Source organism: Pseudoalteromonas sp. TAP-3C (assembly GCF_059888565.1).
This window is the reverse complement of sequence record NZ_CM187618.1, coordinates 544,188-564,440: the sequence shown is the minus strand read 5'-3', so window position 1 is coordinate 564,440 and position 20,253 is coordinate 544,188. Positions and strand designations below refer to the sequence as shown.

Sequence of the window (20,253 nt, the reverse complement as noted above, 5' to 3'; positions counted from 1 at the left end):
ACGTCAAGACGATCACATGCGTGAATTCATAATTATTATTTGCAAAACTATACTATAAGTGTACTAATAATCCAGCCAGCAACAACGAGTATTGTTAACGTAATCATCGCTTTTATTTTATGTTTACTAATAAGTCTCTCAGCTTGATTGCCAGCATAATACACCACTAACGCTAAGCCAAAATAACGTATAGAGCGAGAAATGGCAGAAGCAATTAAAAACAAGAGCAGTGAGTATTTAGTGGCGCCGGCAGCCAACATTGCAATTTGAAACGGAATAGGCACTATACCTAAGCTCAATACAAACCAAAAACCTTGGGCTTGCATTTTTTGCTTTACGTTTTCAAATTGCTCGGGGGATGAAAAAGTAGCAATAATCCAATCACCAATTACATCAAATAAATAATACCCCAAAGCATAACCAAATAATGCCCCCACAATACAACCAAGCGTTGCCATAAGTGCAATTTGCCATAGTTTTTCACGTCGTGCTTGCATTAATGGCACTAACACAGCCTCTAACGGAATGGGCACTATGGTAGATTCTAAAAACGAAGCAGCAGCGATACCACCTAACATATTTTTAGATTCAATAAATTGACGCGTTTTTTGTTTTAGCCTTTTTCGTATTGCCATAAACACTCTGTTTGTAACGAGGAAAGTGCATTATCATGCCACAATTAAGTTAATGCTACCTGAAAAGCTTGAGGTGCGCCATTAGCCGATTGCTTTGAATAAATTGCTATCTCATTCAAATTTAGCCAAAAAAACAATAAAGCAGCTGATAATACAGCTGCTTTATTGTCAGCGTTAAGCTAATTCAGATTGTGGTTTTTTATTAAACCTCAAGTGCACTAATTTATATAACGCAGGCAAGATTAATAAGGTTAATAAAGTAGATGAAATAATGCCTCCTACAACCACGGTAGCCAAAGGCCGTTGTATTTCAGCACCCGTGCCAGTATTAAGCGCCATAGGTATAAAGCCTAAACTGGCCACAAGTGCGGTCATCAGCACTGGGCGTAATCGCTGTAATGCCCCGCTGTGTATTGCATCGTATAAGCTTAACCCTTCGTTTCGTAACTGCTTAATAAACGACAGCATCACCACACCGTTTAATACTGCAACACCACTGAGCGCGATAAAACCCACACCAGCAGAAATAGATAACGGCATATCCCTAATTAATAAGGCAAGCACGCCACCGGTGAGCGCCAAAGGTACGCCACTAAAAATAATTAATGAATCACGTATTGAACCAAAGGCGCTATAAAGTAAGCCAAAAATAAGCAGCAGTGTAAATGGCACAACAATGGATAAACGTTGGCTCGCTGATTGTAGCTGCTCAAATGTACCGCCATATTCAAGCCAATAACCACTAGGTAGGTTAAGTTGTGCGTTCATTTTCGCTTGGGCATCACTTACAAAGCTGGCTAAATCGCGCCCTGTTACATTGGCCGTTACTACCACATTACGCTTACCACTTTCGCGATTTATTTGATTCGGGCCTTTTTCAATGCTGATTGTAGCCACTTCTCCCAGCGGTACAAATGCAAGCTCAGGGTTACTACTTTGAGGTAATGCGACAGGTAAACGCGCAAGCGCAGTTACATCACTTGACCAACGCTTATCTAAGCGTACTAATAACGAAAAGCGCTTATCGCCCTCATAAATGAGTCCTGTTTGCACCCCTCCAACGGCAGCGGCAAGAGTTTGTTGAATGTCGTTTACCGTTAATCCCAATAACGCCATATGGTCACGCATTGGGGTAACAGAAAGTGTAGGCAGCCCTTGTATTTGCTCTAAACGCACATCGGTAGCACCGGTAATATTTCGCATTAAACCGGTGGCTTTTTCGCCAAACTGTTTAAGTATGGCTAAATCGTCACCGTAAATACGCAGCGCTACATCGGCACGCACACCGGCAATTAACTCGTTAAAGCGCATTTCTATAGGCTGGGTAAATTCATAGTTATTACCCGGTACTTCATTCACGCGATGACGAATTTGCTGCACTAACGCGTCTTTACTGAGTGATGGATCAGGCCATTGCTCACGCGGTTTTAACATTAAAAAGGTGTCGGCAACATTTGGCGGCATAGGATCGCTGGCTACATCCGCAGTGCCAATCTTTGAAAATACGTTCGCAATCTCAGGTTGCGCTAATAAGGCCTGCTCCAACTGCTTTTGCATTTGCACCGATTGTTCAATACCGGTGCCGGTAATACGCAGCGCATGCATTGCAATGTCACCTTCATCTAGCTGCGGTAAAAATTCGGCGCCCATATTTTTAACTTTAAAACCAAGCACTAACACCAAAGCAGTGGCAATACTCACCATTACCCACGGTAATTTAAGCGATAAGTTAAGCAGTGGTTTGTAGATTTTTTTAACGCCACGCATTACTGCGTTTTCGCTTTCATCTACTTTACCACGCACAAATACGGCAATAGCCGCTGGCACAAAGGTGACAGCAAAAATGAGTGCACCTATTAACGCGGCAACCACGGTAAACGCCATGGGCTGAAACATTTTGCCCTCAACACCACTGAGCGCAAATAGCGGTAAATACACCAACATAATAATTAAAATACCAAATACCGCAGGGCTAAACACTTCTTTGGTGGCTGAAGTTACAACCTCTAAACGCTCACTGAGCGTAAGTAAGCGGCCATGTTTATGTTGAGCCATCCCTAATTGACGAAGGCAGTTTTCAACCACAATCACCGCACCATCTACAATTAATCCAAAGTCGATTGCACCTAAGCTCATTAAGTTACCTGAGACTCGATTGCCCACCATGCCAGTAATAGCAAATAGCATGCTTAGCGGAATAACCATGGCAGTAATAAGTGCACCGGTAACATTACCCAGTAACAACAGCAAAATAACGATGACCAATACCGCGCCTTCAAACAGGTTTTTTTGTACTGTGGCGATGGTTTTATCAACCAAATTGGTACGGTCATAGACAGGCTCAACGATAACCCCTGCAGGTAAGCTTTTTTGTACCTCTATCAGTTTATCTGCCATGGCTTTGGCAACCATACGGCTGTTTTCACCAATTAGCATCATCGCCGTGCCTAATACGGTTTCTTCGCCGTTATAGGTAGCCGCGCCGGTTCTGAGCTCTTTTCCTAAATACACATTTGCCACGTCTTTAATTCGCACGGGAGCATCATCTCGCTTGGCGATAACGGTGTTTGCTATATCCGCTAAGGTTTTTAGTTGCCCTGGCGAGCGCACCAAATATTGGCCGTCAAAGCGCTCTATATAACCGGCTCCACGGTTGCTGTTATTAAGCTCAAGTGCACTAATAACATCCTTGATTGTCAGCTTATAAGCGATGAGCTTTTCTGGCATGGGCGCCACCTGGTATTGACGCTCGAACCCTCCTTGGCTGTTTATTTCGGTTACCCCTTTTACTTTTAAAAGCTGCGGACGAATAACCCAATCTTGCAAAGTACGTAAGTCTTCGGCGTTATACGCCGTACCATCGCTTTTTAACGCATCTGGTTTTGCATGCACGCTATAGGTAAATATTTCACCCAAACCACTGGCAATAGGTCCAAGGTTTGGCTCAATATTATTAGGTAAATCGGCGCGAATACTTTGAATACGTTCACCAATTTGCTGACGCGCCCAATAAATATCGGTCCCTTCATCAAAAATAACAGTAACTTGCGAGAGCCCATAACGCGAAAGCGAACGGGTGTAATCAAGCTTAGGAATACCCGCCATCGCCGTTTCGACTAAATAAGTGATGCGCTGCTCGACTTCAAGCGGTGTAAAACCAGCCGCTTTAGTATTAATTTGCACTTGCACGTTGGTAATATCAGGTACAGCGTCTACCGCTAAGTTTTGGATGTTATATACACCAAACCCAGCAAATAAAAATGTCAGTGCCAGCACCATCATGCGGCGTTTTACCGCAAAAGAAACAATCCAGTTAATCATAATAACTCCTAGTGTGCGTGACTTGCGCCGCTTTTTAAAATATCGGCTTTGATCACATAACTGTTGGCAGTGACGTACTCGCTACCGGGACTTAAACCCGCGACAACTTCGACCCACTCGCTACTTTTCGCACCTAAAATAACCGGGCGTACTTCAAACACACTATTTTTACGCACAAACACACTCGCTATGCCGTTAAACTCCTGTATAGCCTCAGGCTTTATACGCACGCGAGCATTAACCTTATCGATACTGACATCACTATTAACATGCATGCCTGGACGCCAATGACCATCAGGGTTATTAAGCGCTATACGGGCACGTGCAATGTGCCCGCCGGTCATCATTGGCGCAATGTAAAATAACTTTCCCTGGGCGGTTAAATGATGGTGTAAATCGTACACTGTGGCGCTTTGACCAATGGCTAGATTTTCAATGTTTTCGGGAAAGGCTGAGAGCTCAACCCATACTTTATCAAGGTTCACGACCTGCATAAGCGCGCGGGTACTTGCCAGTTCGCCACGCTTTAAATATTGCTCGGTTACCACACCGCTAATGGGGCTTTTAATGCTGTAGTTTTGCAATGTTTCACGGTTGGTGACACTGGCCAGTACCTCACCTTTTTGAACGGTTTGACCAATGCTGACAAAAATATCGCTGATCAATCCGGTATATGGCGCCATAACTTCTACTGTGCCGTGCTGTGTCGGTGCAATAACACCAAACAGCGTGTCGGAAATATCAACCTCGCCACTTTGTGCTATCTGCGTTTTAATACCCGCACCTCTAATTGCTCGTTCGCTAAGTATCGTGCGGCCTTCATGTTGAGTGTATTCAAAGCTGACGCGTTCACCTTTGTAATTGGCAGTAATGAAAAGCGCAAACGAGTGTGGCTCATTTATGGATTGCGTGCTAACAAGGTACTCATTCTCACGCGTAAATTGTATTTTTTGCGGTGCTTCTACTAGTCGCTTTAAGTTCATTTCGATGCTTAAATCGTTTATATCTACCGGCTGATTTTGCTCAAAACCATATACGCGCAGCTCAACTTTATCAGCAAACTCTTGCAGCTTTAACTCAAGGGTTAGCTTTGCGTTTGTTAATAAAAAGCCGCCATGTGGCCCTTGTTTTTGGGATTGCTCTGTTTGTGCATGCTCTGCTGAGGCAAATACAGGCGTGCTTGTTAAGCTAGCTACAAACGAAATAAATATTAATAATGTGATAAACGTGTTGTTCATGATTGAAAAGTCTCAGTTAAAGATTGGCCAGTTAAACGCTCAAGAGTAAGGTGCGTCTGATATAACGCTGCATAGGTCTTAATAAGTGCGCGTTTAGAATCAAAAAGGGCTTGTTGAGCATCGAGCAATTGCAACACCGAAATTTGTCCGCGTTGATAGCTTTTTAAACTTTGCTCAATCAGTGTTTGCGCTTGTGGAATAACCTGCCCAGATAACAACTGCACCTGTAACGTTTTGCCTTGGTAATAGGCGTACAAGGTACGAACTTGTTGACGTAACTGAATCCGTAATTGCCCTTGCTGCTCACGTAACAATGCCAACTGACTGTTAGCGGCTTCAATATTACCGCTATTTGAGTTACTCAATTGCAACGGCATAGAAAACGAAAACAGCAACGAACTGGTATCGCTTTGCTGGTTGTAGCGCAAGCCTGCATCTACATTAATGTCGCTTTGCCCATTGGATTTTTGCAGCGTTAAGTTGGCCGCTTGCTGTAAGTATTGTTGCTGCAACATAGCAAACTCAGGTGCTTGGTTAACTGCATCAAGTAACCCTTGCTCAGATTTAAGCGGTATTAAGGTAGTCATATTCCCTGCTAAATTCGTGTAGTTATGTTGCTCATTCCACAGCTCATTAAGCGATAAACGCGCTCGCTCAAATTCGCTATTTAGCTTAGCTTTATCAAGCTCTACTTGGCTAAGCGCATAACGCATACGGGTAACATCGGCTTGCGATACAGCGCCGGCGTTAGCTCGTTGCTTTATTGCTTTAAGAGCTTGGCTTACAACCTGGTGTCGCTCGCTGTTAAGCGTAAGTAAGGTTTGAAATTTAAGCGCCTCGTAATATCGCTCACCAGTGGTCGCTAATAAAGCTAACCGAGTATTTTGATACTGTATTGCTTGGGCTTTAATGTTCGCCGTTGCATAATTGATGCGGCTTTGGCGTTTATCTCCAAGCTCTATAAGCTGGCTAAATGCTAAGGTTATTTCAGCGTCTTGCACACCACGCGCATCGTTTGTTCCTAATAGGTTTTCGGCTTTTACATTTAATACAGGATTAGGCGAAAGTGCCGCTTGAGATTTAAGCGCGCTGAGTATTTTTTGATGATAAGGGTAGCGCTTTAATAGCGGATTTTGTTGCTCGGTATTTATCAACGCTTGTTTTAGGGTTAATGTTTTAACATTTGCAAACGCACTAAAAGCAGGCAGCGCGCACAGCATAGCCACCAGCATAATTGTTTTTTTATTCATATAGCTTGTCCGTTTTAATAAACAGAGTTCACTTGCAAACCATTTACAACCTACGCAAAAAAATAGCGACGGTGTAAAATGCTCAGCAATCTAAACATGCCTATAACAGCCCATTAAACACTTATGTGTAGGCAGCTAAAAGCACAGTAATTAATTGAAATTAAATTAAAAACTAGCTAAATGAATTCGGTGGCGGTACGTCGGGTGGATAATGTAAGCCGTGATAGCAGTTCGCTAAAGTTGGTTTACTTTTCTCGGGAGTTATTGAGTAACTTGAGATATAGCTATAGCCACTATGGCAATGCTGATGGGCATGTATTTCTGCTGTTGGGGCGCTATCGCTATCATCAGCAGATGAATCTAGTTGCGATAATGAGCTATTTACGTGGTCAACGTCTTCTTGTAAATGGTACGCAGCACCATCACAGCTAATAAAGCTGTGCACAAGCACCAACAACATTACAATTAAAAAACGATTTGAACGCACAGTTAAGCGACTTTCCGATAATAAGATTTATAGTTACTTTCCAACAATAACATTAATCGGATATTTATTAAATAACACAACTGAATAAATATCCTAAGGCGTAATCATTAAAACTTCATATTAATTGTAAATCTATTGATTTATTCTACGTGATAATAGCGACGTTGATGTTCATCTCGTCGCCCTTTTGAAAACGCTGATACTCGCTTTAAATAGCCAATAACCCGAGTGCCATGGTCAATATTCTCGCTGTTGCAATGTTTACAGCGTTGACGGGTTACTTTATCTATTTGCTGGCAGTCATTACAAATGGTGCATTTAACGTTTATGCAAAAATAATTGCAGCCTGTTTGTGCTGCTATATCTAGGAGTTTTTCGTTTTGTTGTATGTCGAGCTTTTCAGCTAAATTTAAATGCAGTGCCGAACCACCATCTAAATATTGAATTATTTCTTTACCGTGTAAAACAAACTTATCAAGATGATTTACCTCCTCATCTTCAACAATATAAAAATACGAGTTATAGCAATCGCGGTTTACTTGATAGCCATCATCTTTATCCCATTTTGCGTTTTTTATACCGAGATTTTCAGCAGGCACAAATTCGGTGTTAAATAAGTAGCCGTAGTGTTGTTTTGCTTGTTTATTTGCGCTGTAAATTGTTTTTAAATGATTACTCACAAACGCTTTATATTGCGGGTTATTGCCCACTTTAATACCTTTAAATTCAGCCGCTTCAGCCATACCATTAATACCAATGGTTAAAAACTGTTTATCCATATTGATAAAACCAGCGTCATAAACACTCAAAATATTACTGTCGAGATAGTCTTGCATCAGTGCCCGATACGCAAGTTGGTAACGTTGCAGCTTTTTTATTTCGGTTTTTAATTCTCGACCATCTTGCTCTAAGCGATTCATATTTATGGTGATCACGTTAATCGATCCGGTTGATATTCCTCCTGCTCCTAAGGTGTACGAAAATTGATTATCGCTCATTTCACTGCGCAAACGACAACATGAGGCCAGTGAATCCGGGTCGTCACTCACATACATAAAAAAGGAATTACCTTTACTGAGCTGTGCAGCACAGAAGGTTTTAAACTCAGGGTCTTGAAAACCATGTTGTTGGGTTAATAATGCAGCTGTAACAACAGGAAAAGTAAGTACGGCTTTTTCGCGCTCTGTACCAAACCAATCCATAAAATACTGTTGTAATGCATTGATGCTGCAGTATTTAGGCCGACTACCATTAGGAAAAACAAAATCGCCAAATAAAGCCTGAAAATACGCAGCATCATATAAAGAAATATTCCAAAATACACTTTGATAACCCCGAGCGGCGGCTGGTTGATTAAGTGCATACACCACATGCTGTAAATGGTTGGCGATTTCGTTTGAGTGCTCTGTTAGGTAGTTATCGCCGTAATCTCTGCGAGCAAAGTGATCAAAATAGGTTAAAAATTCCACTGTCGCAATTGCGCCTGCAAATTGTGCACTAATAGCAAATACAAGGTTCACAAATGAGCCACAAAATGAGGCTAAATGCCGTGGGGCTTTCGATTCGCCTCCTAATTTAGTGAGACCGTCGAGCAAAAAAGGATACAGCGTTATTGAAGCGCAATACGGTTTTAGACTGGTTTCATCGTGTACATAAATTTCATGATTTGTTATTTGCCGTTCATACTCTTGTGCTAACGCTTTACCAAACATATCTGTTATTTTTTCTTTTATTACCGCTCTGTTTATTTGGATCAGCAGATCTTTACTGATCTCAGACTCCAAAGTCGCAATATTTTTACTGCTAACATTGGCGTTGCTATCAAAAACTGAGCCGTCAGCTGCATTGTCTGCTTTTAGATAATCATTAATGAAAGATGTTTTTTGTTGTAACTGCTGTGCATTTAACTGCAACATAATTAATCCTTAATAAAAAGAGTGTTAAGTATTTTTTGTTGGCCGAGGTTGATAAAGCGCTGATTGGTTTTTGGGTTATCTAAACCTCCTAGTTCGCTTTTCCAAGGGCCGGTTTTTAAATAAGTTAGCTGTGATTTTATGTGCCAATTCACATCATTACAGCCTGTGTAGAGACAGGTTTTTAATCCGGCTTTTTTACACTGAGATAAAAATAGCCTTAAGGTGTTTGCCTGCCATTCACCACCAAAAAACACCACACAACTGATCATGCCCTTATATTGATTTAGTAATGTAGCTAACCAACTACGAGTGAGTGGTTTGCCATTGTTAGCATCCCATATTTCAGGGCTGTGGCAGCCTTTACAGCCTAATTGACAGCCTGTAACCGTCAGTGCAAGCGATACTTCGCCAGGAACTTCTTGAAAAACAATAGTGGGTTCTAAAATATTAAACATACTATATATGGTGCTTTTTGTTTTATTTTAATCAATATATAGTGTTTATTGTTGAGGCCGCAATACCAATGAGGAGGTATAATATGAAATGTAAGCAATAAAAAACCGACATGCAATGTCGGTTGAAGTTGTTTAGTTAGAGGTTGTTTACTTAGAGATAATTAAATTAATTGGGAAGTAATTCGATTGGGTTATCTTGACGGTCAAATATAACGTAGCGAGCAATATTTTGCCCTGAGGTAATATCGTTGGTCATTTTATTTAAATAAGGGTCGGCATCTTCGGTGCTCGGTGGTTGCCCTTTTACACCTGATAAGCTCGAAATAAATACAAAATCCCACTCTTTAGAAATACCGTCAGCTTCTTTGATCAATGCTGAGTAATCGGCTATTTCGCTAGGTAATTTATCAACACACATGGTCGGCGTTATTGTACCTTTGGCATTTTTTTTGCTTTTTTTAGGGTTTTCTAATTCTGTTTTCGCGAATAAAAACAATAAGCGCTGCGGATCTGGCTGTTCTTTTGCGTAGCTCAATAAATCTTTAAAACGAGTGATCATAGTATATTCCAAAGTAGTAATGTAATACGTTTATTGTATGGGTATAAAGCGTGCTTACTATCCCTCTAAATAGGTAGAACACCTTTAAATTTTTGAATGCGGCCTTACATACAACCGCCACAACTACCACAGCGCCAGTCATCTTCATCAACTGCTTGATAAAACCAGCGCATATTTTGCTCACTCACCTCTATATTATGGGCAATAAACACATCAACGAGCCAATCGGCATTAGCGATGATCCAATCATCTTCAAGTTTTCCTTCGCAAAATTCAGGATCATCATCATAAATGGGATCGTAAACCCCCCATGTGCCCATATCGTTATTGAGCTGTTTATCGGGTAGCTCTAACGGTGTATCCAGGTAGCTGATGAACCAATGACCAAGGCACAACGAGTGCCCTTTTTTACTCCACTGGGCTTTAAATGGATTAGTCATTAGCTGCCTCCTTTATTGGATCAACGGTGACTCATTGGCTTTAAAAGTAAAGCCTTCAATACAGGCTTCATCCGCAAGTAATTGAATATATTGTGCAATTGCTTTATGTCTTACTTTTTCATTTAAATAGTCAGTGATTTTTTCTTGGACGTGTTCATAAGGTAATGCCCTACCGTCAATTTTACGGGCTATTTTAACTATATGATGGCCATAGCGGGTTTCGACTGGGTAATTGATCAACCCTTCTTTGGCTGCAAAAATGGCTCGTTCAAATTCTGGTACAGTTTGCCCTGTACTAATTTGCCCTAAATTACCCCCCTGCTCTTTTGATGGGCAAGCCGATAGTGAGCTAACAAAGTGCTTAAATTGGTTAGGATCGTCAGCTAATTGCAGTAAAAGCTGTTTAGCTTGCTCTTTACTTTCTTCGCGTTGCTCAAAATCCTTTGGATCTGATGCAATAAGAATATGGTTTACTTCAACAATTGGGCTTGAACAAAATTTTTGCTGATTGGCTGCAAAGTAACGTTGGCACTCTTCATCACTGGCTTCGGGTATGGCAACTTCTAAATCAATTAAACGGGTGATGTATTCATCATTTTCATCACTGACTGCAATTAAATCTAGCTCGCTTGCGCGTTGTTTAAATAGCGCTGCAATAATGAGTGCTTCGGTTGCGTGGATCATTGCTTCGCGGCGTGTTGCCGCCGGATGATATTGAATTTCGGCATCTATTAATGACGTCGGGATTTTTACTTTATTTACATAAACATCTGGTGTATTTAATAAGCTCATAAACGGCCCCTTGCAGTTCGGATAAACACGAATAAAGGCGATAGAGCTTAAGAGCTCCATCGCTGTGTTGGTGGTTTTATTTGTGGCGAACCACTTGATAGTTACGTTTTATATACCCTACTGGTACGCTCCAAATATGCACTAGGCGACTAAAAGGAAATATAACCAGAAGAGTAAGCCCGAAAAATATGTGGGCTTTATAGATAAAACCAACTGAGGATATTGCTTCAGTGGCTTCTTTGAGATCAAACGTGACAATGTTCTGTGCCCAACTCATCATTTTAAGCATTTCACTGCCATCTAAATGAGAAAACGAGAAGAAAATACTAATTAAACCTAAGATTAATTGAATATAAAGACTAATTAAAATAAGAATGTCCATAGTTGAACTGCTTGCTCTAACGCGAGGGTTTGTTAAACGACGTTTGATCAAAATAGTTAAACCATAAAAACAAATTAAACCAAAAAAACCACCTAAACCTATGGCTATTTTTTGCTTCAATGCAACTGTGACGTTTAAAAACTCCCACACTTGATGAGGCGTTAAGAGTCCCACAAAATGACCCATTAGCACCATGATGATGCCAATGTGAAAAGCTCGAGAACCTTTTTTCAACTGTTTACTTTCAAGTAACTGACTGGAGCCGGTTTTCCAAGTATATTGTTCGCGGTCATAGCGCACCAAGCAACCAACAAATAATACTGCAGCAGCAATATAGGGATATATCCCAAATAAAAGCGTGTCTAAATAACTCATAAATTCCCCCTTACGTGTTTATTTAAGTGACTGTTAGCTGTCGCATCAATAAATGAAATAGGCATTTCGTTACTGCGATTTTGTTCAGCTGATGGGCGACTTTGTGTTGTTGGACAGCCGCCATTGACGGCATCGCCGCCAAAGGTAACGGCTTCTTCTTCCCACACCTTATCGATGGCTTCTTTAGTGTCATCGCGTTTTTCATTGGCAATTTGTTGGTGAATTTCGTCAAGTTCAACGACTACGCCACTCAATGCTAATGTTGCAGAAAATACAGCTTCATAGTTGTTTTCGCGCTTTTGCAAACGAGCCGTTAACAGCGCCATAATATGCGCCACATCTTGTAACCAGCCTGCTTGTGCATCTATAGGTTGAGTAGCTACAAACTCTAAATATAACGGCACGTAATCAGGTAGTTCACGTACGTCAATATTTAAACCGGCCAATTTATATTGCGCAATTAAGTCAATCATGGCTTGGCCACGATCACGTGACTCGCCATGTACGTGTTCAAAAAACAATAATGATAATGAACGACCACGTTCAAATAGGCCGTCATATTCTGCCTGCCAATCAAGTAAATCCATTGATAAACGTGCTTCAATAAACTTACTTAGTTGTGCTTTTATGTCCTCTGGTAAACGTTCTTCATTTGCAACTAAGGCTAAAAAATCAGCTTTATGCTCATGCAATTGCTCACTGGGATAATCTATGAGTCGAGATAATAAACGTAAAATCATAATATTAGTCCTGTACTTCTACCGGAATGACTTGGCGAACACCTTGGCTTTTAGCGCCAAATAAGTTGCTTTCGCTGCTGCCATTACTACAGCCATTACCAAAGGTGAAACCACAGCTGTTTTTCATATCGTAGGCATCTGCGGCATAGGCTTTATGACTAGTTGGGATCACAAAGCGATCTTCGTAGTTTGCCAGTGCCATGATTTGATACATGTCTTCAACTTGTGCTTGGGTTAAACCCACTTGTTTAAGCACCTCTAAATCCTCTACGCCATCAACTTGCTCAGAACGTTTATACGCGCGCATTGCGAGCATACGTTCAAGTGCGATGATCACGGGGCCTTCTTCACCTGCGGTGAGTAAGTTTGCAAGATACTTAATTGGAATGCGCAACGATTTAAGATCTGGGATCACGCCGTTTACACCAATATGCCCTTGTGTTGCTACACTTTGAATTGGACTAAGTGGCGGGATATACCACACCATAGGCAGTGTTCTGTATTCTGGGTGCAGTGGTAGTGCTACTTTCCATTGCATCGCCATTTTGTAAATTGGCGATTGTATTGCTGAATCTAACCAGTTTTGTGGAATACCTTCTTTACGTGCAGCTGCTTGGACTTCTGGATCATGTGGATCTAAGAAAATATCACATTGTGCTTGATATAAATCTTGTTCGTTTGCAACTGATGCTGCCTCTTCAATACGGTCCGCGTCATACAACATAACTCCTAGGTAACGTATACGCCCAACACAAGTCTCTGAACATATCGTCGGTTGCCCACTTTCGATACGTGGATAGCAAAAAATACATTTTTCTGATTTGCCGGTTTTCCAGTTGTAGTAGATTTTTTTATACGGGCAGCCACTAACACACATCCGCCAACCACGGCATTTGTCTTGGTCAATCAGTACGATGCCATCTTCTTCACGTTTGTAAATTGCACCACTTGGGCACGATGCAACACACGCAGGGTTTAAGCAGTGTTCACATAAACGAGGAAGATACATCATGAAGGTTTTTTCAAACTGGCCATAAATATCGGCTTGAATATTATCGAAGTTTTTATCACGACGACGCTCTTCAAATTCAGTGCCTAAGATATCTTCCCAATTTGGTCCCCAATTAATTTTTTCCATCCGCTGGCCCGTTATTAACGAACGAGGACGTGCCACTGGCTGATGCTTACTTTCACCCGCGGTGTGCAAATGTTGATAATCAAAATCAAATGGCTCGTAGTAATCATCTATTTCTGGCAAATCTGGATTAGCAAAAATATTAGCTAATATACGGTGTTTACCCCCTTGTTTAGGGGTGATTTTTCCGCTTCTATGGCGCTGCCAACCGCCATTCCATTTCTCTTGGTTTTCCCATTCTTTTGGATAACCTACCCCTGGTTTACTTTCAACATTATTAAACCAAGCATATTCAACCCCTTCACGCGAGGTCCAAACGTTTTTACAGGTGACTGAGCAAGTGTGACAACCGATACATTTATCAAGGTTCAACACCATGCCTATTTGCGCTCTTACTTTCATACTGTGCCCCTTACTCGGTATCTAACCAATCTACTTTGCTCATTTTACGTACTACAACAAACTCATCACGATTACAGCCGACGGTACCGTAATAGTTAAAGCCATAAGATTGTTGCGCGTAACCACCTATCATGTGAGTCGGTTTCATCACTGCACGAGTCACTGAGTTATGAATACCACCTCGAGTTTGCGTTGTTTCAGCGCCTGGAATATTCACTATCCGTTCTTGAGCGTGATACATCATGCTCATACCTTCTGGTACTCGTTGTGAAACCACCGCACGTGCGACAAGCGCACCATTGACATTAAAGGCTTCTATCCAGTCATTGTCTTTAATATCTGCTTTTTTAGCGTCTGTTTCAGATATCCATACAATGGGTCCACCGCGAGATAGTGTTAACATCAACAAATTGTCAGAGTAAGTACTGTGAATACCCCACTTTTGGTGTGGTGTGATCCAGTTCAGCGCAATTTCTTTATTGCCATTTGGCTTTTTATTCATAATCGGCTGAACAGTTTTTAAGTTAATGGGGGGTTTGTACACACACATTGACTCGCCAAAATCGCGCATCCATTCATGGTCTTGGTAAAACTGCTGACGACCCGTCACAGTTCGCCATGGAATTTGCTCATGCACGTTGGTATAGCCTGCGTTATACGAAACATGTTCATCTTCAAGGCCAGACCAAGTCGGTGACGAGATAATCTTGCGCGGCTGCGCTTGAATATCACGAAAACGAATTTTCTCTTCTTCTTTTGGACGCGCTAAGTGGGTGTGATCAATACCAGTAAACTCGCCCAGTGCTTGCCATGCTTTAACGGCGACTTGGCCATTTGTCTCTGGTGCTAGCGATAAAATAACTTCAGCAGCATCAATGGCGGTTTGAATTTTTGGTCGACCATTGGCATCGCCATCTGTTCGTGCGCATTTATTTAATTCCCCTAAAAATGCAACTTCCTTTTTAGTATCCCAACTAATTCCTTTACCACCATTACCTTGCTCTTCAAGCAGTGGTCCTAACGAAGTAAAGCGTTCATATAAGTTAGGGTAGTCACGTTCAACCTCAACAAAATTTGGTGCAGTTTGCCCCGGAATTAACTCGCACTCACCTTTCCACCATTGTTTAACGCCAAATGGTTGGGCAATTTCTGCCGGAGTATCGTGCAAAATAGGCACTGAGACTAAGTCTTTTTCTTTCCCTAAATGACCCTCACATAATGATGAAAACCGCTGTGCAATCCCTTTAAATATTTCCCAATCAGAGCGCGCTTCCCATGCTGGATCCACAGCTTTTGACAGCGGGTGAATAAATGGGTGCATGTCTGAGGTGTTCATATCGTCTTTTTCGTACCACGTCGCTGTTGGTAGAACAATGTCAGAATATAAACACGTGGTCGACATTCTAAAATCAAGTGTAACCACCAAATCAAGTTTGCCCTCGACGGCTTCATCTTGCCATTTTACATCTTCTGGTTTAATGCCATCACTTTCACCTAAGTCTTTACCTAACAGACCATGCTTAGTTCCCAGTAAATGACGTAACATGTATTCATGCCCTTTACCTGATGAACCAAATAAATTTGAGCGCCAAATAAACATATTACGTGGGAAATTCTCTGGCTCATCTGGCTCTTCACTGGCAAATTTTAATGCACCAGATTTGAGATTTTTCACCACATAATCTTTTGGCGATAAACCTTCTTTAGCTGCGGTTTTACATAGCTCTAATGGGTTGGTATTGAATTGCGGTGCTGACGGTAACCAGCCCATTTTTTCAGCACGTACGTTAAAGTCAATGATAGAGCCCTGCCATTTTTCTTTATTGGCAACTGGCGATAAAATTTCATCCATTCGTAATTTTTCATAACGCCATTGACTTGAATGATTATAAAAGAACGACGTCCCGTTCATATGACGAGGCGGCTTTTGCCAATCAAGACCAAATGCTAAAGGTTGCCAGCCAGTTTGCGGACGTAATTTCTCTTGGCCCACATAGTGAGCCCAGCCACCACCTGACTGACCGATACAACCACACATCATCAGCATGTTAATAATGCCGCGATAACTCATATCCATGTGATACCAATGATTAAGTCCCGCACCGACAATAATCATTGAACGACCTCGGGTTTTATCTGCAGTTTGTGCAAATTCACGAGCAATTTGGATCACATCACCACGTGGTACACCGGTGATCTGTTCTTGCCATGCTGGTGTGTAAGGAATATCGTCATCGTAACTACTTGCCACATTTGGATCGTCATAACCATTATCAACCCCATAGTTAGCAACAGTGAGATCAAATACCGTAGTCACAAGAACTTGACTGCCATCTTTTAACGTAATGCGCTTTGCCGGCACTTTACGCGGTAAAATATCGTCATGAGTGGTATTTTGGAAATAACCAAATTCATGCTCTGCACCACCAAAATACGGAAAGTTAACCACTACGATTTCGTCATGATTGGCTTTTAAGCTTACTTGAAGCTTAACTTCATCGCCTGAGTGGCCATCAAGTTGTTTAATATTCCATTTACCTTTTTGACCCCAGCGATAGCCTACAGAACCTGTAGGAGAAACTAATTGGTTGTCGATTTCATTAATCGCAATGGTTTTCCATTCAGGGTTATTTTCTTGGTGTAAGTCATCGGCTAAATCTGAGGCACGTAAAAAACGCCCTTGATTTAATTGACCTTGCTGGTTTTCATCAAGCATAACCAGCATGGGGAAGTCAGTGGTGGTACGCACATATTCACTAAAGTAGTCACTGTGACCATCAACATGAAACTCTTTTAAAATAACATGCGCAAAGGCCATTGCCAGTGCTGAGTCTGTGCCTTGCTTAGGTGATAGCCAGTGATCGGTTAATTTAGATAACTCAGAGTAATCAGAGGTGATAGACACTACTTTAGTGCCTTTGTAACGTACTTCCGTTAAAAAGTGTGCATCCGGTGTTCTAGTTTGTGGAACGTTGGAACCCCAGGCTAAAATATAGTTTGAGTTATACCAATCGGCTGATTCAGGAACATCCGTTTGCTCTCCCCAAACCTGTGGAGATGCTGGCGGTAAATCACAATACCAATCATAAAAGCTCAGGCAGTGACCGCCCATTAATGACAAGTAGCGTGAACCTGCTGCATACGATACCATCGACATGGCTGGAATTGGCGAAAAGCCTACAACGCGATCCGGGCCATGTTTTTTCGTAGTATAAATATTAGCTGCGGCAATAATTTCGTTCACTTCTTGCCAATCAGCACGAACAAAACCACCTAAACCACGTTGTTGTTTGTACTCTTGGGTTTTTGCAGGATCTTCAACTATAGATGCCCATGCCAACACTGGATCAGCATGCAGTTGTTTTGCTGCACGCCAAAGTCTAATTAAACGTTTACGCACTTTTGGGTGTTTAAGTCGGTTTGCACTATAAATATACCACGAATAACTAGCACCTCGCGGACATCCACGTGGTTCATGGTTGGGTAAATCAGGACGGGTTCGTGGATAATCAGTCTGTTGAGTTTCCCAAGTAACGAGGCCATCTTTTACGTAGATTTTCCAGCTACAACTACCGGTGCAGTTTACACCATGTGTGGAGCGGACAATTTTATCGTATTGCCAGCGGCGGCGATAGCTATCTTCCCACTTGCGATCTTCATTGGTTGTCACCCCATGATTGCCAGCAAAAGGTTTTTTCTCAGTTTTAAAAAACTGTAATTTATCTAAAAAGTGACTCATTTTTTCACTCCAACATTGCAATTTCGTAGACTATTTAACTCGGTGACGATGAGCCAAAAGTACGTTCGTTTTAAAACGATAATAAGCAGTGTAAGGAATTAATTGTTGATATAGATCAAGGTAAAAAAGTTACAGACTAGCCAAGGAGTTAGCGAATACCTACAATGAGGTATATCGGTATTGCCTGTGCCCTTTATACTGGCTAGATAGCGCTTTGTAGGCCAGTATAAAAGCTGTTTTTAATGCTATTGAGATATTTTTGGGTAGTTGATTATTTTGAGTATCAAAATGTTAAAAAAAATAAAGCAGACCATTGTTTTTCGCATTTCAGTGATGTTGATAAGTGTTATTCTGATGGCGTTTACTAGTATTTTCTCTTCTATGTATATGTCGCAGTTAAGTGAATTTGATGGTGCTGCAATAAACTTAGCTGGTTCAATGCGGATGAAAAGTTATCAGCTAACCACTGAAATAGCCATGTATCAACAAAGCAAACAAAATAACCATTATCAAAAAGCGCTAATATTAATTGATGAATTTGCAGATTTTTTTAATAACCCACTATTAAAAAAAGATTTTTCATCAAAACAGTTGCAAGGACAAAAAGAAGATTACAATAGAATAAAAACACAGTGGCACAACAATGTAAAACCACTCTTAATAGATTCATTATCAAAAAATAATATTAATCTAGTTATAGAACCTGTAACTAGTTTTGTCGCCTCAATAGACAATTTAGTACAAGGCTATCAACAAATTCTTGAAAAACGTTTTGCGACCCTAAGAGTGATTCAAATATCGACGCTATTTGCCACTTTATTTTTTATTTTCATGTCACTATATTCAATACATCAACATATTGCAGTGCCGCTTAAAGAACTGACAGATATGGCACGCAACGCCTCTGCGGGGCTAACCCATCACTTTAAAGTTATTCGCAATGATGAACTAGGTTTGCTAGCCGGGGCTTTTAATACTTACAATGAACGCATTTCACGTATTTATGATGATTTAGAACAATGCGTTGATAAAAAAACACAAGAGCTCAAACGTAGTAATCAAATACTCACTTTGCTTTATCAAATAGCCCAAGAAGTGAATAAATCTCATACTGGTGAGTTAAATTATAACCGCATTATTCATCAAGTTAGCGACGTCAGCGGTTTAAGTAATATAGACTTATGTTTATTAACAGCAACAGGTGATGCTCCCTATAAACATATTATTACTGAAGCTGACCGTATAAGCCCCGAAACGTGTGCACAAAAAAGCTGTGTAGAGTGTTTGTCTGGAGAAAGTGCCTTCGCGACACTCGTAGATCAGCAACAAGTATTTCAACATCGCTTTATAATTAAAAAAAACACGGCGCATTATGGTGTGATTGTGGTCACTTTAGCACCAGCACAAAGAATTGAATTATGGCAACAGCAGTTACTCAAAAGTGTAGCAGAACAACTAGGATTAGCATTGAGCATGCGTAATCAAAGTGACCAACAACGGCGTATTGCGTTATTAGATGAGCGCTCAATTATAGCGCGCGAGTTACATGATTCATTAGCGCAGTCACTGTCATATTTAAAAATTCAAGTTACCCGGATTCAGCGAGCTGTCATAGCATATCCAGAAAACCAGTCCCTTAATGATCCTATTTTGGAGCTTAAAGATGGTCTCAGTTCAGCCTATCGTCAATTGCGAGAATTACTCACGACGTTTAGATTGCACATTGGTAGTGATGGCTTGCAAAGTGCCGTGCTGCAAACAATTCAAACCCTAGCGCAGCATAGTAAGATTAAGGTTAGCCTTGATTATAAAGTGGCACATATACCATTTACTCCCAATGAAGAAATTCATTTACTACAAATAACCAAAGAAGCATTACAAAATGCTCTAAACCATTCAAAAGGGAGTTATATTGATATTCATTTCATTGAGCACGCTGATCATCAAATACAAGTAGCGATTGTAGACGATGGGGTAGGACTAGGTGATAAAAAACAGCAATTAAACCACTATGGTACGGTTATTATGCAAGAGCGCAGCCACTCATTAAACGGTAAGTTTGTATTAGAAAATCGCCCCGAAAGAGGTGTGCAAGCAATTCTCACTTTTTACCCGAGCTGTATCACCACGACCATTGTTACAGATAAAATGAAAAAATAAATAAATTTAATGCAGGAGCTAAAAAATACCTATAAATATAAAGATAAATTACTTTTAAGCATACTACGATAACTTTAATTTTTATAAATTAATAAGTTACATTATTAAATTACCAATGATCACTACTTATTTAGAGGTAGTTTTTATGTGTTGTAAACTCATATAGGGGGAGATCAACCTATTGTTTTATGATGTGTATCAAATAAGCTTCATGAATAAGCCACCAT

The 20,253-nt window shown here is 40.8% G+C and carries 15 protein-coding genes; 1 reads left to right on the top strand and 14 read right to left on the bottom strand.

Annotated features, from left to right (window positions below; translation table 11 throughout):
• Positions 1-47 precede the first annotated feature (47 nt).
• The 14 genes from AC6H44_RS02600 to AC6H44_RS02535 form a co-directional block, all read right to left on the bottom strand.
• The gene (locus AC6H44_RS02600) at positions 48-635 is read right to left on the bottom strand and encodes a YqaA family protein (RefSeq protein WP_500737329.1); all 588 of its coding nucleotides are present in this window, start codon (positions 633-635) and stop codon (positions 48-50) included.
• Positions 636-809: 174 nt separating this feature from the next.
• Positions 810-3,956, bottom strand: a complete 3,147-nt coding sequence (locus AC6H44_RS02595) for an efflux RND transporter permease subunit (protein WP_500737328.1) — start codon at positions 3,954-3,956, stop codon at positions 810-812.
• Between the two features lie 8 nt (positions 3,957-3,964).
• Complete coding sequence (locus AC6H44_RS02590) at positions 3,965-5,194, bottom strand: efflux RND transporter periplasmic adaptor subunit (RefSeq protein ID WP_500737327.1); 1,230 nt, start codon at positions 5,192-5,194, stop codon at positions 3,965-3,967.
• Positions 5,191-6,444, bottom strand: coding sequence for a TolC family protein (locus AC6H44_RS02585; protein WP_500737326.1), 1,254 nt, complete (start codon positions 6,442-6,444; stop codon positions 5,191-5,193). Before AC6H44_RS02585 ends, AC6H44_RS02590 begins: the two co-directional genes overlap by 4 nt.
• Positions 6,445-6,616: 172 nt before the next feature.
• Complete coding sequence (locus AC6H44_RS02580; protein WP_500737324.1) at positions 6,617-6,931, bottom strand: hypothetical protein; 315 nt, start codon at positions 6,929-6,931, stop codon at positions 6,617-6,619.
• A 140-nt stretch (positions 6,932-7,071) separates the two neighbouring features.
• Positions 7,072-8,847 (bottom strand): anaerobic ribonucleoside-triphosphate reductase, encoded by a 1,776-nt coding sequence (nrdD, locus tag AC6H44_RS02575; protein ID WP_500737323.1) that lies wholly within the window; start codon positions 8,845-8,847, stop codon positions 7,072-7,074.
• A gap of 2 nt (positions 8,848-8,849) precedes the next feature.
• The gene (gene nrdG, locus AC6H44_RS02570) at positions 8,850-9,302 is read right to left on the bottom strand and encodes an anaerobic ribonucleoside-triphosphate reductase activating protein (protein WP_500737321.1); all 453 of its coding nucleotides are present in this window, start codon (positions 9,300-9,302) and stop codon (positions 8,850-8,852) included.
• Positions 9,303-9,468: 166 nt separating this feature from the next.
• The gene (locus AC6H44_RS02565; protein WP_500737319.1) at positions 9,469-9,861 is read right to left on the bottom strand and encodes a ribonucleotide reductase subunit alpha; all 393 of its coding nucleotides are present in this window, start codon (positions 9,859-9,861) and stop codon (positions 9,469-9,471) included.
• Between the two features lie 104 nt (positions 9,862-9,965).
• The gene (locus tag AC6H44_RS02560; protein WP_500737318.1) at positions 9,966-10,301 is read right to left on the bottom strand and encodes a PM0253 family protein; all 336 of its coding nucleotides are present in this window, start codon (positions 10,299-10,301) and stop codon (positions 9,966-9,968) included.
• Positions 10,302-10,313: 12 nt separating this feature from the next.
• The gene (locus AC6H44_RS02555) at positions 10,314-11,093 is read right to left on the bottom strand and encodes a peptidylprolyl isomerase (protein ID WP_500737316.1); all 780 of its coding nucleotides are present in this window, start codon (positions 11,091-11,093) and stop codon (positions 10,314-10,316) included.
• A 76-nt stretch (positions 11,094-11,169) separates the two neighbouring features.
• Positions 11,170-11,850 carry a respiratory nitrate reductase subunit gamma gene (narI, locus tag AC6H44_RS02550; RefSeq protein ID WP_500737314.1) on the bottom strand — a complete coding sequence of 227 codons (681 nt, stop codon included), beginning with the start codon at positions 11,848-11,850 and terminating at the stop codon, positions 11,170-11,172.
• A complete protein-coding gene (gene narJ / locus AC6H44_RS02545) occupies positions 11,847-12,590 on the bottom strand; it encodes a nitrate reductase molybdenum cofactor assembly chaperone (RefSeq protein ID WP_500737312.1) in 744 nt (247 codons plus the stop codon). Before narJ ends, narI begins: the two co-directional genes overlap by 4 nt.
• 4 nt (positions 12,591-12,594) lie before the next feature.
• Complete coding sequence (gene narH / locus AC6H44_RS02540) at positions 12,595-14,127, bottom strand: nitrate reductase subunit beta (RefSeq protein WP_500737310.1); 1,533 nt, start codon at positions 14,125-14,127, stop codon at positions 12,595-12,597.
• A 10-nt stretch (positions 14,128-14,137) separates the two neighbouring features.
• Positions 14,138-17,866, bottom strand: a complete 3,729-nt coding sequence (locus AC6H44_RS02535; protein ID WP_500737309.1) for a nitrate reductase subunit alpha — start codon at positions 17,864-17,866, stop codon at positions 14,138-14,140.
• Positions 17,867-18,154: 288 nt separating this feature from the next.
• On the opposite strand from AC6H44_RS02535, the gene AC6H44_RS02530 reads away from it, so the two are divergent.
• Entirely contained in the window at positions 18,155-20,026 is a 1,872-nt protein-coding gene (locus tag AC6H44_RS02530; RefSeq protein ID WP_500737308.1) for a histidine kinase, read from the top strand.
• Positions 20,027-20,253: the final 227 nt, after the last annotated feature.

Bases quoted from the DNA above. Each gene is read 5' to 3' on its own strand.
- AC6H44_RS02600 (WP_500737329.1), bottom strand. From the start codon at position 635: ATGGCAATACGAAAAAGGCTAAAACAAAAAACGCGTCAATTTATTGAA.
- AC6H44_RS02595 (WP_500737328.1), bottom strand. From the start codon at position 3,956: ATGATTAACTGGATTGTTTCTTTTGCGGTAAAACGCCGCATGATGGTG.
- AC6H44_RS02590 (WP_500737327.1), bottom strand. From the start codon at position 5,194: ATGAACAACACGTTTATCACATTATTAATATTTATTTCGTTTGTAGCT.
- AC6H44_RS02585 (WP_500737326.1), bottom strand. From the start codon at position 6,444: ATGAATAAAAAAACAATTATGCTGGTGGCTATGCTGTGCGCGCTGCCT.
- nrdD (WP_500737323.1), bottom strand. From the start codon at position 8,847: ATGTTGCAGTTAAATGCACAGCAGTTACAACAAAAAACATCTTTCATT.
- nrdG (WP_500737321.1), bottom strand. From the start codon at position 9,302: ATGTTTAATATTTTAGAACCCACTATTGTTTTTCAAGAAGTTCCTGGC.
- AC6H44_RS02565 (WP_500737319.1), bottom strand. From the start codon at position 9,861: ATGATCACTCGTTTTAAAGATTTATTGAGCTACGCAAAAGAACAGCCA.
- AC6H44_RS02560 (WP_500737318.1), bottom strand. From the start codon at position 10,301: ATGACTAATCCATTTAAAGCCCAGTGGAGTAAAAAAGGGCACTCGTTG.
- AC6H44_RS02555 (WP_500737316.1), bottom strand. From the start codon at position 11,093: ATGAGCTTATTAAATACACCAGATGTTTATGTAAATAAAGTAAAAATC.
- narI (WP_500737314.1), bottom strand. From the start codon at position 11,850: ATGAGTTATTTAGACACGCTTTTATTTGGGATATATCCCTATATTGCT.
- narJ (WP_500737312.1), bottom strand. From the start codon at position 12,590: ATGATTTTACGTTTATTATCTCGACTCATAGATTATCCCAGTGAGCAA.
- narH (WP_500737310.1), bottom strand. From the start codon at position 14,127: ATGAAAGTAAGAGCGCAAATAGGCATGGTGTTGAACCTTGATAAATGT.
- AC6H44_RS02535 (WP_500737309.1), bottom strand. From the start codon at position 17,866: ATGAGTCACTTTTTAGATAAATTACAGTTTTTTAAAACTGAGAAAAAA.
- AC6H44_RS02530 (WP_500737308.1), top strand. From the start codon at position 18,155: ATGTTAAAAAAAATAAAGCAGACCATTGTTTTTCGCATTTCAGTGATG.